Raw genomic sequence first — 15,387 nt, forward strand, 5'->3', positions numbered from 1 at the left:
CTAATGGGGGTGCGGTGCGCCGGCCGCGTCGGCCAGGCGGGCGGACTTCACCGAGGCGTGCAGGAGGAACCGGTCCTCGCCGTCGGCCAGGTCCAGACCGGTGAGCTCGCCGATCCGGGCCAGCCGGTAGTACAGCGTCTGCCGGTGGATCTGCAGCGCCGCGGCGGCCCGGGAGGCGGATCCTGCGCAGTCGAGGAAGACCTCCGCGGTCGCGGTGAGCACCGGGTCGGCGAGCAGCGCGACGGCGGCCGGATCCGGGCCGGTGAGTTGGCTGACCGTCCGCCACGCGCCCAGCTCGGCCCAGTGCGCCACGGGGGACAGGCGCGGAACGGCGGCCGCGACGCGCGCAGCGGCGCGAGCCTGGGTCCACTGCTCGGTGAGCGCGCCGACCCCCCGCCGGACGCCGGATACCCCTGCCGCGCTGCCCGCCGGCAGGTCGGCGAGCGAGGCCGCGGCCAGCGCCCCGGCCGGACGGAGGTCCCCGGGTGCGGCCAGCGGCACGAGTGCGGCCACCCAGCGGCGGACGCCGTCCGCCACCGGCGTGGCGATCGCGCCTCCGCCCGGTGGGCGCCAGTCGGTCGATCCGGGTGTGAGCGCCACCAGCACCTGCGGGGTGTCCTCGCCGAGGAAGGTCGACAGGGTGCGCAGGGCGGGGCCGGCGGCAGTGGGGCCGCCGGTGAGGGCGGTCGCGAGCGGCCGGCCGAGGTCGTCGTCGCCGACCGCGCGCTCCGCGAGGATGCGCCCGGCCACGGCGGCCAGCTCCACGGCGGCGGCGAGGGCCGCGTCGGCGCCGTCCGCAGGGTCGATCCGCCCGCCGTCGAGCAGCCACAGGTACCCGCGGGTGCGCCCGCCGTGCCGCACCGGGATCACCAGGCGGGTGAGGATGCCGGCGGACTCGTCGGCGGGTGTGCGCAGCGGCGCCTCGGCGGAGGCGATGCCGAACTCCTCGAACCAGGCCCGCGTGGCCGCCGGTGAGCCGCGGGTCAGGATCGAGCGGGTGCGGACGGCGTCCATCGTCTCGGCGGAGCTGTCGTCGTGGGCGCAGAACGTGAGCAGAGTGAACTCGGCGTCCTCCAGCGTGGCCGGCGCGGCCAGCACCCGGGACACCTCGTCCACCAGTTCCTGCAGATCGTCCCGCATCCCTCTCCTTCCGGCGGTTTGTGCACAAACCGCCGCGACGTCATACAACTGTATGAGAGCACGGGTTCGGACTCTGGACATCTGTCCCTGGCCCGTAAGGGGTGCCGATGCCTACCGTCGAGGTGCTCTCTTCCCCCTGGAGGTCCGTCAGTGCTGATGCAGAAGACGCTGCTCGCGGCGTCCCGCCGTCCCGGGCTGCGCCGCGCCGTCACCGGCAACCCGGCCACCCGCCGGGTCGTCAACCGATTCGTCGCGGGGGAGGGGCTCGACGACGCGCTGGCCGCTGTCCGCTCGCTGGCCGCCGACGGCATCCAGGTGACCCTCGACCACCTGGGCGAGGACATCACCACGCGCGCCGAGGCGGAGCGCTCCCGGGACGCCTATCTCGCGCTGCTCGACGGGCTCGCCGCGCTGGACCTGGGCACGGGCGCGGAGGCGTCGGTCAAGCTGTCGGCGTTCGGCCAGTCGCTGCCCGACGGCGAGGAGCTGTCGCTGGAGCTGGTGCGCCCGGTCGTGGAGAAGGCGACCGGCATCGGCACCACGATCACCCTCGACATGGAGGACCACCGCACGATCGACGCGACGCTCGGCACGCTCGCCGAGCTGCGCAAGGAGCACCCGGGCACCGGCGCCGTCCTGCAGGCGATGCTCTTCCGCACCGAGGCCGACGCCAAGGACCTCGCCGTGACCGGCTCTCGCGTGCGCCTGGTGAAGGGCGCCTACAACGAGCCGGCCAGCGTCGCGCACCAGAAGAAGGCCGACGTCGACGCCGCCTACACCCGGTGCCTGGAGATCCTCATGGCCGGTCCCGGGTACCCGATGGTCGGCTCGCACGACCCGGCGATGGTGCAGCGCGCGCACGAGCTCGCGGCCCAGCACTCGCGCGCCGCCGACTCGTGGGAGATCCAGATGCTCTACGGCATCCGGCCCGACGAGCAGCGCCGCCTGGCCGCCGCCGGCACCCGGGTGCGCGCCTACGTGCCCTACGGCGTCGACTGGTACGCCTACTTCATGCGCCGGCTGGCCGAGCGCCCCGCCAACGTCGGCTTCTTCCTCCGCTCGCTCGCGACCCGTTCCTGAAAGAGGTCTGATCCATGGACGCCGTCACCCGCGTTCCGGCCCCGCACAACGAGCCGGTGCTCACCTACGCCCCCGGCTCGCCCGAGCGCGCGGCGCTGCAGGCCCGGCTGCCGGAGCTGGCCGCCGAAACCCTGGAGCTCACGTCGACGATCGGCGGGCGCCAGCGCATGGCCTCCGGTGAGAAGTTCGAGGTCGTCCAGCCGCACCGGCACGCGGCCGTCCTCGGCACGTCGGCGCACGCCACGCACGGCGACGCGGAGGACGCCGTCCGTGCGGCGAAGGAGGCCGCGCCCGGCTGGGCCGAGCTGTCGTTCGACGACCGCGCCGCGGTGTTCCTCAAGGCCGCCGACCTGCTCGCCGGCCCGTGGCGGCAGACGCTCAACGCGGCCACCATGCTGGGTCAGAGCAAGACCAGCTACCAGGCCGAGATCGACGCCGCCTGCGAGCTGATCGACTTCTGGCGCTTCAACGTGCACTTCGCCCGCCAGATCCTGGAGGAGCAACCGCAGTCGAGCCCCGGCGTCTGGAACCGGGTCGACCACCGCCCGCTCGAGGGCTTCGTCTACGCCGTCACGCCGTTCAACTTCACCGCGATCGCGGGCAACCTGCCGACCGCGCCGGCGCTGATGGGCAACACCGTCGTCTGGAAACCGGCGCCGACCCAGCAGTTCGCCGCGCACTTCCTGATGCGCCTGCTCGAGGCGGCCGGCCTGCCGGACGGCGTCATCAACCTGGTCACCGGCGACGGGATCGCCGTCTCCGACGTCGCGCTGGCCTCGCCCGACCTCGCCGGCATCCACTTCACCGGCTCGACCCCGGTGTTCCAGCACCTGTGGCGGACGGTCGGCGAGAACATCGCCACGTACCGTGGCTACCCGCGGATCGTCGGCGAGACCGGCGGCAAGGACTTCGTCGTCGCCCACCCCTCGGCCGACGTCGACGTGCTGCGCACCGCGATGATCCGCGGCGCCTTCGAGTACCAGGGCCAGAAGTGCTCGGCGGCCTCGCGCGCGTACGTGCCCCGCAGCCTGTGGGCGGGGATGCGCGACGAGCTGGTCGCCACCACCGAGTCGCTGACCATGGGTGACGTCACCGACTTCTCGAACTTCATGGGCGCGGTGATCGACCGGAAGTCGTTCTCCAAGCTCTCCGGGGTGCTCGACCGGGCCAAGGACGACGACGCGCTGACCGTGATCGCCGGCGGCACGGCCGACGACAGCGAGGGCTTCTTCGTCCGGCCGACGATCATCGAGGGCACCGACCCGGCGCACGACGTCTTCACCACCGAGTACTTCGGCCCGGTGCTCGCGGTGCACGTCTACGACGACTCGGGGGACGACACGGCGTACGACTCCATGTTGTCTCAGATGGAGTCGGTGGCGCCGTACGCGCTGACCGGCTCGGTGATCGCCCAGGACCGGGTGGCGATCGCGCACGCGCAGAAGTTCCTGCGCAACGCGGCCGGCAACTTCTACATCAACGACAAGCCCACCGGCGCCGTCGTCGGCCAGCAGCCCTTCGGCGGCGGCCGGGCCTCGGGCACCAACGACAAGGCCGGCGCCCCGCAGAACCTGCAGCGCTGGACCAGCACCCGGTCGATAAAGGAGACGTTCGTCCCCGCGACCGACCATCGCTACCCGCACATGGCCTGACCCGTCTGCTCGCTGTTGATCAGGGTCCCTGATCAAAGTGGGTCCTCCCCCGCGGTCGACCGTGGGGGAGGACCCCAAATGATCAGCGACCCTGATCAACATGGGGCGGCGGGCCAGGTGAGCGTGCCGTCGGAGGCCACCACGGCCCCCTCGGACGGCCGGTGCGGGGTCAGCCGGCCGTCGGGCATCAGGTGGGTGACCGGCACGCCCCGGCCCAGGACGGCGACGTCCGCGATCAGCCGCCGGTGACACCGCCACCACACGCTCTCGCTGCACATCACCGCGACGGTCGCGGCCGCCGCCTCCGCCAGCACCTCGTCCAGGCCGGCGGCGAACTCCGGAGTCCGCGTGTGGGCGGCGTACGCGGCGAACTGGGTGACGGTCCACCAGCCGTCGACGACCGGTTCGCCGGGGGGCAGCCGACGGCGGCCGCCCAGCCGCTCGTCCCACCGGTAGCCGATGCCGATCGGCGGCAGCCACTGCTCGAGCGCGTCCCGTCCGACGTCGGGATTGTTGCGGCTGCCCGGAAAACGGCGGACGTCGACGAGCAGGTCCACCCCCGCGCCCGACAGCCGGTCGCCCAGCTCCTCGCGGCCCTGGGGCCCGTGACCCACCGTCAGCAGCATGTGCACTGCCTACCCCGCGGTCCTTGACATCATCAGCGGGTGAGCGGGGGAACGGTCGACGGGCGGCGCTCCCTGGTGCGCTCGCGGGGCATGCAGGCGCTGATCGGGGTCACCGTCCTCGGCTTCGCGAGCTTCTGCCTGACGCTGGCGTCCCTGCCGGTCTACGCCGTGGCCGGCGGCGCGTCGGTGCGCACCGCGGGCGTGGTGACGACGGTCTTCCTCGCCGCGACCATCGCCGTGCAGATGACGATCCCGGCGCTGAGCTCCCGGTTCGGCATCGGGCCGGTCCTCGCCGGGGGCCTGCTCGCCATGGGCCTCCCGGCGCCGCTCTACGTCCTGGGGAACGGCGTCGCCTGGATCTCGGTGCTCTCCGCGGTGCGCGGTGCCGGGTTCGCCGTCCTGACCGTGCTCGGCGCGACGCTGGCTGCCCGGGTCGCGCCGCCGGGTCGCCGCGGTGAGTCCGTCGGGCTGTACGGCCTCGCCATCGCCGTCCCGAACCTGCTCGCCGTCCCGGCCGGCGCCGCGCTCGTCCTCGACGGGCACGTCGGGTGGCTGTCGTGGCTGGCTGCCTCCCCGGTGCTGGGCCTGGTCCTCGTGCCGCTGCTGGTGCGCTCGGTCGCCCCGGAGGCACCGCCCGGGCCGGCCGGCACCCGCCGGGCGGCGGTCCGGGCGGCGCTCGCGCCGTCGGCTGTGCTGTTCGCGGTCACCATGGCCGGGGGCGGGGTGGTCACCTTCCTGCCGATCGAGCGTCCGGACGGCGTGCTCGCGACCGTCGCCCTGCTGGTCTTCGGCGCCACCGGTGCGGTGACCCGGTGGCGCTCCGGCGCGCTGGCCGACCGGCTGGGCAGCTCCGGGCTGCTGCCGGTCGCCCTCGTCGTCGCGGCCGTCGGCCTGGTCGGCATCGCGATCGGGCTGAACACCGGCTCCGCGTGGGTCGTCGCCGGGGCGGCGGTCCTCGGTGCCGGCTACGGGGCCGTGCAGAACCTGACCCTGGTCGCCGCCTTCGCCCGTGCCGGCGAGGGCGGCACGACCACCGCGAGCGCGATGTGGAACGCCTCCTTCGACGCCGGGACCGCCGTCGGCGCCCTGGCGCTGGGGTTCCTCGCGGCCGGCGTCGGCCTGGATCGGACCTACGTGGTGGTCGCGGCGCTGCTCGCCGCGATCGTGCCGCTGGCCTCGGCGGCCGCGCGGGTCGCCGTCCGCGCCTGATCGGCGGCGTGCACGCGGTCGGCGATCTCGCGCTGCGACCGGATGAGCGCGATCTCCTCAGCAGCCTGGCGCAGCCAACTGCGCAGCCCCTCGGGGTTGCTGCGGTTCGCGTCCCGCACGGTGCCCAGCCGCACCTGACGGCTGTTGGCCTGGGCGCGCTGCGCCGGCGGCAGGGCGCGGGCCTCGGCGCGGGCGACCGCGGTCAGCCCGGCCCCGAGGAAGACCAGGTCGCGGACGTCGGACAGGCCCGCCAGGAGGGCGGCCGCGGCGGCGTCGTCCGTACCGAGCAGGGTCAGGTACTCGTCGGCGCGACGGCGGCCGTCGGCGGCCGGATCGGGAGAGCTCACCCGTCCACTGTGCCCCGGCCGGGCCGGCCGGGGCACGGGTGGGGTCAGGCGTCGCGGCGGCGGAACACCACGAGCGCGACGGTCAGCAGGACGGCGACCTCACCGCCGAACACCGCGAAGCCGGTCCACGGGCTCAGCAACTGCGGGTTGAACGAGGCCGCCATGGCGACCCCCGACCCGGCGTTGCCCGGCATGACCTTGGCGATCCACTCGCCCCACGTGCCGGGCAGCAGCCAGGCCATCTGACCCACCACGAAGACCAGACCGAGGACGGCGGACAGGACCGCGGCCGTATGCCGCACCAGGAAGCCCAGGGCCGCGGCGAGCAGCCCCAGCCCGGCGAGGTAGAGACCGCTGCCGAGCAGGCTGCGCAGCACGCCGTCGTCTGAGAGCGCGACGCCGACGCCCTCCCGGTCCAAGAACCAGTTGCCCCCGAAGTACCCGGCGAACGCGGTGACGGTGCCGACGACGAACAGCGTCGAGGTGAGGACGACGGCCTTGGCCGCGACGACGGCGGCGCGGCCCGGCGTCGCGGCGAGCGTGGCGCGGATCATCCCGGTGCCGTACTCGCTGGTGACGATCATCGTGCCCAGGACGATCGCGGTGATCTGGGCGATCATCATCCCCCAGGTGACGAAGGCGCCGGGCGGATCTCCGGCCGCGCCGCTGGCGATGTCCTTCGCCGCGAGGGCGCAGACGAGCGTGGTGAGGCCGGCGCCCAGGACGAACAGCATGGCGGTGGACCAGAAGGTCGAGCGCACCGTCCAGAACTTGATCCACTCGGCGCGCAGCGTGTCGGGGAAGCCCGGCGCGCGCACGCCGGGGACGTTCCGGTCGGGGTCGAGGACGACGGTGGGTGACGTCGGGGTCATGGTCATCGGGCGATCCCAGCGGGAGTGGCAGCGGAGTACTCGACGCTGTCGGCGGTCAGGGTCATGAATGCGTCCTCGAGCGAGGAGCGGACGAGCGTGAGCTCGTGCAGGTAGAGCCCGTACTTGCCGACGAGCTCGCCGATCGACGCCGCGTCGAGGCCCTGCACCCGCAGCTCGTCCCCGTGGACGGCGACCTCCAGGCCGGATCCGCGGAGCAGGTCGGCCACCTGCTCCCGCTGCGGGCTGCGCACGCGCACGAAGGACGCGGCGTGGTCGGCGATGAAGTCGGTCATCGAGCAGTCGGCGAGGACCCGGCCCCGGCCGATGACGACGAGGTGGTCGGCCATCAGCGCCATCTCCGACATGAGGTGGCTGGAGACGAAGACGGTCCGGCCCTCGGCGGCCAGCTGCCGGGCGAGGGTGCGCACCCAGCGGATGCCCTCGGGGTCCAGACCGTTGACCGGCTCGTCGAGGACGACGACCGGCGGGTTGCCGAGCAGCGCGACGGCGATGCCCAGCCGCTGGCCCATCCCCAGGGAGAACTTGCCGACCCGCTGGCCGGCGACCGCCTCGAGCCCGACCAGGCCGAGCACCTCGTCGACCCGCGCGGCCGGGATGCGGTTGCTGACGGCGAGCCAGCGCAGGTGGTCGCGGGCGGACCGCCCCGGGTGCAGGGCCCGCGCCTCGAGCAGCGCCCCGACCTCGCGCAGCGGGGCGGGGGAGTCCGCGTAGCGGCGTCCGTTGACGGTCACGCTGCCGGCGCTGGGGCGGTCGAGGCCGAGGATCATCCGCATCGTGGTCGACTTGCCGGCGCCGTTGGGGCCGAGGAAGCCGGTCACCCGGCCGGGCTCGACGGCGAAGGTGATCCCGTCGACGGCCGTCTTCGGCCCATAGGTCTTGGTGAGGTCGGTGGCGGCGATCATGCCGGCGGACCGGAAGGAGGAGTCATGACTGCAGACCCTGTCGGCCGGCCGCGCTCACGACCATCAGGGGACGCCCTGAACCGACCCTGAACTCCGCATCAGGCCGACCGGGGGAGTGCCCTGTCCGGGCCCAGGAGACGGCGCAGCTGCCGGGCCGCGGCCTGGCCGGCCCGATTGGCGCCGACGGTGCTGGCCGAGGGGCCGTAGCCGACCAGGTGGATCCGGGGTTCGCCGGCCACGTGCGTGCCCTCCATGCGGATGCCGCCACCCGGTCCCCGCAGGTGCAGGGGCGCCAGGTGCTGCACGGCGGCACGGAAACCGGTGGCCCAGAGGAGAACGTCGGCTCGGACGTTCCGCCCGTCCTCCCACGCGACGCCGTCCTCGGTGATCCGGTCGAACATCGGCAGCCGCTCGAGGACGCCGCGCTCCAGGGCGTCGGCGATGTAGGGCGTCGACACCAGCAGCCCGGTGACGCCGACGACGCTGCCCGGACGGCGGCCCTCGCGCACGGCCTCCTCCACCATGGCCACGGCCCGGCGGCCGGCGTCCTCGTCGAAGGGCCCCTCGCGCCAGACCGGCGGACGGCGGGTCACCCAGGTCGTGCTCGTGACGCGGGAGATCTCGCCGAGCAGCTGGGTGGCCGACGCGCCACCGCCGACCACGACCACGTGCTGGCCCGCGAACTCGTCGGGGGAGCGGTAGTCCACGGTGTGCAGCTGGCGCCCGCGGAACAGCTCCTGCCCCGGGTAGCGGGGGACGAACGGGCGGGTCCAGGTGCCCGTGGCGTTGACCACGGCCCGCGCCGTCCAGTCGCCCGAGTCGGTCCGCACCTGGAACCGGTCGTCGTCGGTCCGGGAGACCGACGTGACCCGCACCGGCCGGTGGATCGGCAGGTCGAAGGTCGCCTCGTACTCGGCGAAGTAGGCGGGGACGACCTCGGCGGCCCGCAGGCTCTCTGTCTCCGGCCGGAACGGCAGCCCCGGCAGGTCGTGCACGCGGTGCGTCGTGCCGACGGTCAGCGACGGCCAGCGGTGCTGCCAGGCGCCGCCGGGGCCGGCATCGGCGTCGAGGACCACGAACTCCGTTCCGGGCTCGAACCCCTGACGCGCCAGCGCCCAGGCGGTGCTCAGGCCGGCCTGCCCCGCGCCGATCACGACGACGTCGACTGCCCGGTTCCCTGACACTGCGCTCACATCCGCAGAACACCGGCGAAGGCCTCTGCCCTTCCCGTCGGCGCCGGGGCACACTCGTCCGCGTGAGCGCCCGGGCGTCCGCCGCCACCGCCGTCCTCGCCCTGACCGTGTTGACCGCGTGCGGCTCCGGAGGGGGGCCCTCTGCCACCGGGTCGTCGTCGGGCGCGTCCTCGTCGAGCACGTCCTCGTCGGGCGCGTCGTCGTCAGGCGCGTCGTCCCCCGGGCCGTCGGTCGCCGGCCAGTCCGACGTCCCGACGCCGGACCACGTCATGGTGGTGATCTTCGAGAACGAGGACGCCCAGAAGATCGTCGGAGGGCGGGACGCGCCGTACCTCACCTCGCTCGCCGCATCGGGCGCAACCTTCACCGACGCCCACGGGGAGGCTCACCCGAGCCAGCCCAACTACCTGGCCCTGTTCTCGGGGTCGACCCAGGGCGTGACGGACGACTCGTGCCCGCTGGACCTCTCGGGCCCGAATCTCGCCGCCGAGCTGCGCTCCGCCGGCCGGTCCTTCGTCGGGTACTCCGAGGATTTGCCGAGCGCCGGCTACACCGGCTGCCGGACGGGTCACTACGCGCGCAAGCACAACCCGTGGGTGAACTTCGCCGGCCTGCCGGGGTCGGTGAACCAGCCGTGGTCCGCACTCCCGTCCGACTTCGCCGACCTGCCGACGGTCTCGTTCGTCGTGCCGAACCTGTGCGACGACATGCACGACTGCGGCGTGGCCGCCGGTGACCGCTGGGCACGGCAGCACCTGTCCTCTTTCGTGGCCTGGGCCCACGCCCACAACAGCCTGCTGGTGTTCACCTTCGACGAGGACAACGGGTCGTCGGCGAACCACATCGCGACCGTCCTCGTCGGCCCCATGGTCGCCGGCGGGACCTATGACCAGCGGATCGACCACTACAGCCTGCTGCGCATGCTGGAGGACATGTACGGGCTGCCGGCGATCGGCCGGGCCGCCACGGCCACGCCGCTGACCGGCGTCTGGACCAGCACCGCCGGCTGACGACCCCTCGGCACTGTGCGGAGAACGCACGACCCGGTCTGCGCAATGTGCTGAGCACACGCTGCCCGGTCCCGGATCGTTGTAGCGGGCCAACACGCGCGGGCCACCGGAACGCGCCCGCCGCTCAAGGTGACCGATCCGTGACCCTTTCGCGGCGCGACAGCCTCACTTCACGCCCTACAGTCACCGCAATGTGTGCCACGTCACCACCGTGCGGTTTGCTACTCGGGTCCTCGTGATCCCCCTCCGGTGAGCGTCGAGCAGCCCCGACGCCGCGCACGCGCGTCCGACGACGGCGCAGAAAGGAAGTGTTGCCCGTGCTGAGCATCGATTCGCTGCACGTGAGCTACGGCGGTGTCCAAGCGGTCCGAGGGGTGTCGATGGAGATCCCCGACCGCAAGGTCGTCGCCGTCCTGGGGAGCAACGGAGCCGGGAAGACGACCCTGCTGCGCACGATCTCCGGAACGCTCAAGGTGCACCGGGGCCGCGTCGAGTCGGGCTCGATCCGGTTCGACGACAGCGATCTCCGTGGCCGCGACGCAGCCCAGACCGTCCGCATGGGCCTGGTCCAGGTGCCCGAGGGACGACGGATCTTCGGCCGGCTGACCGTGGAGGAGAACCTCCGCGCCGGCGGGATGGGCAGCAAGGACCGGGCCGCGAAGGCCAAGGCCCAGGAACGGGTGTACGAGCTGTTCCCGGTGCTCAAGGAGCGCAGCGCGCAGCGCGGGGTCCTGCTGTCGGGTGGTGAGCAGCAGATGCTGGCGATCGGCCGGGCGCTCATGGCCAGCCCGAAGCTGCTGCTGCTCGACGAGCCCTCACTGGGTCTCGCGCCGCGGATCATCGGCCAGATCGGCGAGGTGATCGCCGAGATCAACCGGCAGGGCACCTCGGTCCTCCTCGTGGAGCAGAACGCCACGATGGCCCTGGGGGTCGCGGACCTTGCCTACGTGCTCGACGTCGGCGAGGTCTCCCTCTCCGGGGACGCCCGCGAACTCGCCCGCACCGACGAGGTGCAGCGGCTCTACCTCGGCCACGACGGCGACGAGACCGAGCAGCAGCGCCGGCGCGTCGCTTCGGGCAAGACGCTCACCCGGTGGCAGTCGTGACCGCCGTGACCGACGGCCTGCGGACCGACATCCCCGCCGTCGAGGTCGACGACATCAGCGTCCGGTTCGGCGCGATCAAGGCGCTGTCGGGGGTGTCGTTCACGGTCGAGCCCGGGACGATCCACGCGATCATCGGGCCCAACGGCGCCGGCAAGTCGACGATGTTCAACGTCCTGTCCGGCGTCTACAAGGCGGCCGAGGGGCAGGTCCGCTTCGGCGAGCACCGGCTCGACCAGATGCGCCCGTTCCAGATCGCCGGTATCGGGGTCGCCCGGGCGTTCCAGAACATCGCGCTGTCTGCGACCCAGTCGGTGGCCGAGAACCTGATGCTCGGCCGGCACCACCTGACCAAGGCCGGGTTCATCTCCTCGGGGCTGCGGCTGCCGCGGGCGACCCGGGAGGGCAAGGTGCACGGCGCGCGCGTGGCCGAGATCGCCGAGTTCCTCGAGCTCGGCGACAAGCTGGAGACGCCCGTCGGCGTCCTTTCCTACGGCGACCAGAAGCGGGTCGAGGTCGCCCGCGCCCTGTGCACCGAGCCCCGGCTGCTCCTCCTCGACGAGCCGGTCGCCGGCATGAACGCCGAGGAGACCGATCGCATGGCCGAGGCGATCTTCGAGATCCGCTCGGCGCTCGGCATCTCCATCGTCCTCGTCGAGCACGACATGGGCATGGTCATGTCGCTGGCCGACCGGGTCACCGTCCTCGACTTCGGACGCCGGATCGCCGACGGCACCCCCGCGCAAGTGCAGGCAGACCCCGAGGTCATCCGTGCCTACCTGGGCTCGGGTGACGAGACCAACCCGTCCGAGGCCGCCGACGGTGACCACTCCTCCGAGACCCCCGGGACGCGCTCGTGACCCAGTTCCTGTCGCTGCTGCTCAACGGCATCTCACTCGGGGCGATCTACGCCCTGATCGCCCTGGGCTTCGTGATCATCTTCAAGGCCAGTGAGGTCGTGAGCTTCACGCACGGCTCGCTGCTGCTCCTGGGCGCCTATTCGATCGCCCGGCTGTCGAAGCCGCTCGGCTTCTTCCTCGCCGTCGTGGCCGGCGTCGCGATCACGGCGCTGGCCGCGCTGATCATCGAGCGGCTGATCATCAACCGGCTGCGCGGTGCCCCGGTGATCAGCCTCGCCATCGTCACGATCGGCGTGGACATCATCCTGTTGACCCAGCTGATCCGGTTGCTCGGTTCGGACATCCTCAACGTGCCGCACCCGTGGGGCGGCAAGTCGTTCCGGATCGGCGAGGTCGGCATCAGCCAGAACCGGCTGATCGCCACGATCGTCGCTGCCGTCCTCATCGTGCTGTTCTTCGCGGCGTTCAAGTACTCGAGCTGGGGCGTGGCGATGCGCGCCTCGGCCGAGGACGGCGAGACGGCGGCACTCATGGGCATCCGGCTGGGCCGGGTGTCGGCGCTGGCCTGGATCGTCGCCGGCGTGCTCGCGGCCGTCGCGGCACTCTTCCTGGTCGGCGCACCGACGCCGGGCGTGAGCGCGGCGGCCTACACGGTCGCGCTGCGGGCCTTCCCGGCCGCGATCCTCGGCGGCCTCGACTCGACCGGGGGAGCGCTGGTCGGCGGCCTGCTCATCGGCATCACCGAGTCGCTGGCGTCCGGCTACCAGGACCAGCTGCTGTTCCTCGGACGCGGGTTCGGTGACGTCGTCCCGTACGTGGTCATGATCATCGTGCTGCTCGTCCGCCCCTCCGGCCTGTTCGGGACGAAGGAGCTGACACGTGTCTGAGACCACCGCCACGCGCGCCCGGGGGGCCTCCCGGGCCGCGGCACCCGCAACGACGCGGCGACGCTTCCCCCTCCGGTTCGTCGTGCTGGCCGTCGTCATCGTGCTGCTGCTGATCGCCCCGTTCTACGTCCAGGAGTTCTGGCTGCGCACCGGTTTCGCCGTGTTCGGGGCGATCGTCGGCGCCATCGGGCTGAACCTGCTCGTCGGCACCACCGGGCAGCTCTCCCTCGCGCACGCCTTCTTCCTCGCGGTCGGCGCGATCAGCTACGTGTACGTCTCCGGTGAGTCCGGCGGCATCGGCATCGTGAAACTGAGCGGCCTCGGGCTGCCGCCGCTGGTCGGCATGATCATCGGGGTCCTGCTGGCCGGCCTGGCCGGACTGCTGTTCAGCCCGATCGCGGCCCGGTTGCGCGGCATCTACCTCGGTGTCGCGTCGCTCGGCCTGGTCTTCATCGGCCAGCACCTGCTCAACACGTGGACGTCGGTGACAGGCGGGTTCAACGGCCGCGCCGCCCCGGAGTTCTCGCTGTTCGGCTTCCACTTCGCCAATCAGGACCCGTTGCTGTTCATCGCGAACGTCGAGTTCCGGCAGGCGGAGCGGCTCTGGTACCTCGGACTGTTCATCGCGCTGGCTTCCTACTGGTTCGCGCGCAACCTGCTGCGCAGCCGGCCGGGGCGGGCGCTGCAGACACTGCGCGACAGCGAGGTCGCCGCCTCGGTGATGGGCGTCAACGTGCAGCGCTACAAGGGCCGGGTCTTCCTGGTCAGCTCGATGTACGCCGGGCTGTCCGGGGTGCTCTACGCCCTGTCGATCGGCAGCATCGCGCCGGAGTCCTTCGGCCTGGAGGTCTCCTTCCAGTACCTCGCGATGATCGTGCTCGGCGGCCTGGGCTCCGTCGGCGGCGCGGCGCTCGGCGCGTTGTTCGTCAGTGCGATGCCGCTGGTCTTCCAGAAGTACGCCGACGCCCTGCCGTTCGTCGGCACCGCCGGCGGCAGTGGGCTCGCGGCGGGCGAGGCCGCGCGATTCCTCTACGGCGCCGCGATCGTCCTGGTGATTCTCTTCGAGCCCGCCGGCCTCGCGGGGCTGGCGAGACGGTTCCGTCGCCGCGGCCGTGACCCCGGCGGGGGAGCCGCACCAGCTCCGGCACCAGGTGCCACAGCACCGGATTCCACCCCTCGTCCGTCCACCGATGTCCCGTCAGACCGACCAGCACAAGGGAGCTCCACGTGAACCTAGGGAAGCGTTCCGCCAGCGCGGCACTGCTCGCCGCCGTCCTCATCACCTCGGCCACCGGCTGCAGCAACAAGGCGCAGAACTCCTCGTCGGGCGGCGGGGGCGGTAACAGCGCCGACGTCAAGACGGACATCGGCGTCGAGGGCAAGACCATCAAGCTCGGTGTCCTCACCGACCTGACCGCCGTGTTCGCCGCGCTCGGCAAGGACCTCACGAACGCCAACACGCTGTACTGGAAGGACCACAAGGTCTGCGACACGTACAGCGTCGACCTCGACGTGCAGGACACCGGCTACGTCCCCCAGACCGGTGTGCAGCTCTACAGCGGGATGAAGGACAGCATCCTGGCGATGCAGCAGACGATCGGCTCCCCGATCAACACGGCACTCGCGCCGGCGTACACGGCTGACAAGGTCGTGAACTTCCCGTCGGCCTGGTCGAAGACGCTCACCGAGATCCCGGGCACGGGTGTCGTGGGTGCCACCTACGACGTCGAGATCTCCAACGGCTACGACTACCTGTTCAAGAAGGGCCTCCTCAAGCAGGGCGACACGGTCGGGCACATCTACTTCGAGGGCGAGTACGGCGCCAACGGGCTGGCCGGTACGAAGGCCGTGGCCGAGGCCAAGGGCCTGAAGGTCGTCGAGGCCCAGATCAAGTCCACCGACCAGGACATGAGCGCCCAGGTCACCCAGTTCAAGGCGGCCGGCGTCAAGGCGATCGCCCTGACGGTCGCTCCGGCGCAGACGGCGTCGGTGGCCGCAGTCGCCCAGGCACAGGGCCTCGACGTCCCCATGCTGGGCAACAACCCGGTGTTCGCTCCGGGGCTGCTGCAGGGGCCGACGGCGCAGTGGCTGAAGGACCACCTCTACGTCGCGTCCCCGGTGTCGACCTTCGAGAAGCACGCCGACCTGCTGAAGAACTACCAGGCGGCCTACCCGGACGTCACGCCGAGCCTCGGGGTGCTGGTGGGCTACGGCATGGCCACCCTGATGAACCAGGTGCTCGACGCCGCCTGCAAGGACGGTGACCTCACGCACGCCGGCGTCCTGAAGGCGTTCGAAGGCCTGAAGAACGCCGACACCGGCGGCCTCGTCGTCCCGATCCGTGGCTTCCAGCACGGCAAGTCGCCCAGCCTGGAGAGCTTCGTGCTCGCACCCGCCGACGCGCCCGGTGGCGCGAAGCTCCTGGAGGACGCGACCGAGGGCGAGTTCGCCGCCAAGATCGCCGGCTGACTCCGGCACCGCCCAC

15 protein-coding genes are annotated in these 15,387 nt (G+C 72.3%); 9 read left to right on the top strand and 6 right to left on the bottom strand.

What is annotated here, in order from left to right:
* Window positions 1-1,140 carry a helix-turn-helix domain-containing protein gene (locus AC2H4J_RS08370; RefSeq protein WP_487464406.1) on the bottom strand — a complete coding sequence of 380 codons (1,140 nt, stop codon included), beginning with the start codon at window positions 1,138-1,140 and terminating at the stop codon, window positions 1-3.
* A 156-nt stretch (window positions 1,141-1,296) separates the two neighbouring features.
* Between AC2H4J_RS08370 and AC2H4J_RS08375 the strand changes: the two genes are divergently transcribed.
* Together AC2H4J_RS08375 and pruA are read left to right on the top strand one after the other, a co-directional pair.
* Window positions 1,297-2,220 carry a proline dehydrogenase family protein gene (locus AC2H4J_RS08375; RefSeq protein WP_487464407.1) on the top strand — a complete coding sequence of 308 codons (924 nt, stop codon included), beginning with the start codon at window positions 1,297-1,299 and terminating at the stop codon, window positions 2,218-2,220.
* Window positions 2,221-2,234: 14 nt separating this feature from the next.
* Window positions 2,235-3,872 (top strand): L-glutamate gamma-semialdehyde dehydrogenase, encoded by a 1,638-nt coding sequence (pruA, locus tag AC2H4J_RS08380; protein WP_487464408.1) that lies wholly within the window; start codon window positions 2,235-2,237, stop codon window positions 3,870-3,872.
* A gap of 95 nt (window positions 3,873-3,967) precedes the next feature.
* On the opposite strand, the gene AC2H4J_RS08385 is transcribed toward pruA, so the two are convergent.
* Window positions 3,968-4,498, bottom strand: coding sequence for a DUF488 domain-containing protein (locus AC2H4J_RS08385; protein ID WP_487464409.1), 531 nt, complete (start codon window positions 4,496-4,498; stop codon window positions 3,968-3,970).
* A 39-nt stretch (window positions 4,499-4,537) separates the two neighbouring features.
* Here AC2H4J_RS08385 and AC2H4J_RS08390 point away from each other — a divergent pair, with 39 nt between their 5' ends.
* On the top strand, window positions 4,538-5,707 hold the full coding sequence (locus AC2H4J_RS08390) for an MFS transporter (RefSeq protein ID WP_487464410.1): 1,170 nt from the start codon (window positions 4,538-4,540) through the stop codon (window positions 5,705-5,707).
* Here the strand turns inward: AC2H4J_RS08390 and AC2H4J_RS08395 are convergent.
* The 4 genes from AC2H4J_RS08395 to AC2H4J_RS08410 all read right to left on the bottom strand — a co-directional run bounded on the left by AC2H4J_RS08395 (window position 5,629) and on the right by AC2H4J_RS08410 (window position 9,033).
* The gene (locus tag AC2H4J_RS08395; RefSeq protein ID WP_487464411.1) at window positions 5,629-6,054 is read right to left on the bottom strand and encodes a hypothetical protein; all 426 of its coding nucleotides are present in this window, start codon (window positions 6,052-6,054) and stop codon (window positions 5,629-5,631) included. The genes AC2H4J_RS08390 and AC2H4J_RS08395 overlap by 79 nt on opposite strands.
* 44 nt (window positions 6,055-6,098) lie before the next feature.
* Window positions 6,099-6,932, bottom strand: coding sequence for an ABC transporter permease (locus tag AC2H4J_RS08400; protein WP_487464412.1), 834 nt, complete (start codon window positions 6,930-6,932; stop codon window positions 6,099-6,101).
* A complete protein-coding gene (locus tag AC2H4J_RS08405) occupies window positions 6,929-7,849 on the bottom strand; it encodes an ABC transporter ATP-binding protein (protein WP_487464413.1) in 921 nt (306 codons plus the stop codon). The genes AC2H4J_RS08400 and AC2H4J_RS08405 overlap by 4 nt, the downstream gene beginning before the upstream one ends.
* Window positions 7,850-7,947: 98 nt before the next feature.
* Complete coding sequence (locus tag AC2H4J_RS08410; protein WP_487464414.1) at window positions 7,948-9,033, bottom strand: FAD-dependent oxidoreductase; 1,086 nt, start codon at window positions 9,031-9,033, stop codon at window positions 7,948-7,950.
* Between the two features lie 71 nt (window positions 9,034-9,104).
* Between AC2H4J_RS08410 and AC2H4J_RS08415 the strand changes: the two genes are divergently transcribed.
* From AC2H4J_RS08415 to AC2H4J_RS08440, 6 genes are all read left to right on the top strand, one after another.
* Window positions 9,105-10,052, top strand: coding sequence for an alkaline phosphatase family protein (locus AC2H4J_RS08415; protein WP_487464415.1), 948 nt, complete (start codon window positions 9,105-9,107; stop codon window positions 10,050-10,052).
* A gap of 317 nt (window positions 10,053-10,369) precedes the next feature.
* Window positions 10,370-11,158 carry an ABC transporter ATP-binding protein gene (locus tag AC2H4J_RS08420; RefSeq protein WP_487464416.1) on the top strand — a complete coding sequence of 263 codons (789 nt, stop codon included), beginning with the start codon at window positions 10,370-10,372 and terminating at the stop codon, window positions 11,156-11,158.
* On the top strand, window positions 11,146-12,015 hold the full coding sequence (locus AC2H4J_RS08425) for an ABC transporter ATP-binding protein (protein WP_487464417.1): 870 nt from the start codon (window positions 11,146-11,148) through the stop codon (window positions 12,013-12,015). Before AC2H4J_RS08420 ends, AC2H4J_RS08425 begins: the two co-directional genes overlap by 13 nt.
* Entirely contained in the window at window positions 12,012-12,902 is an 891-nt protein-coding gene (locus tag AC2H4J_RS08430; protein ID WP_487464418.1) for a branched-chain amino acid ABC transporter permease, read from the top strand. Before AC2H4J_RS08425 ends, AC2H4J_RS08430 begins: the two co-directional genes overlap by 4 nt.
* A complete protein-coding gene (locus AC2H4J_RS08435) occupies window positions 12,895-14,133 on the top strand; it encodes a branched-chain amino acid ABC transporter permease (RefSeq protein WP_487464419.1) in 1,239 nt (412 codons plus the stop codon). Before AC2H4J_RS08430 ends, AC2H4J_RS08435 begins: the two co-directional genes overlap by 8 nt.
* On the top strand, window positions 14,130-15,371 hold the full coding sequence (locus tag AC2H4J_RS08440) for an ABC transporter substrate-binding protein (RefSeq protein WP_487464420.1): 1,242 nt from the start codon (window positions 14,130-14,132) through the stop codon (window positions 15,369-15,371). The genes AC2H4J_RS08435 and AC2H4J_RS08440 overlap by 4 nt, the downstream gene beginning before the upstream one ends.
* Window positions 15,372-15,387: the final 16 nt, after the last annotated feature.

Source organism: Blastococcus sp. OS1-29 (assembly GCF_057628075.1).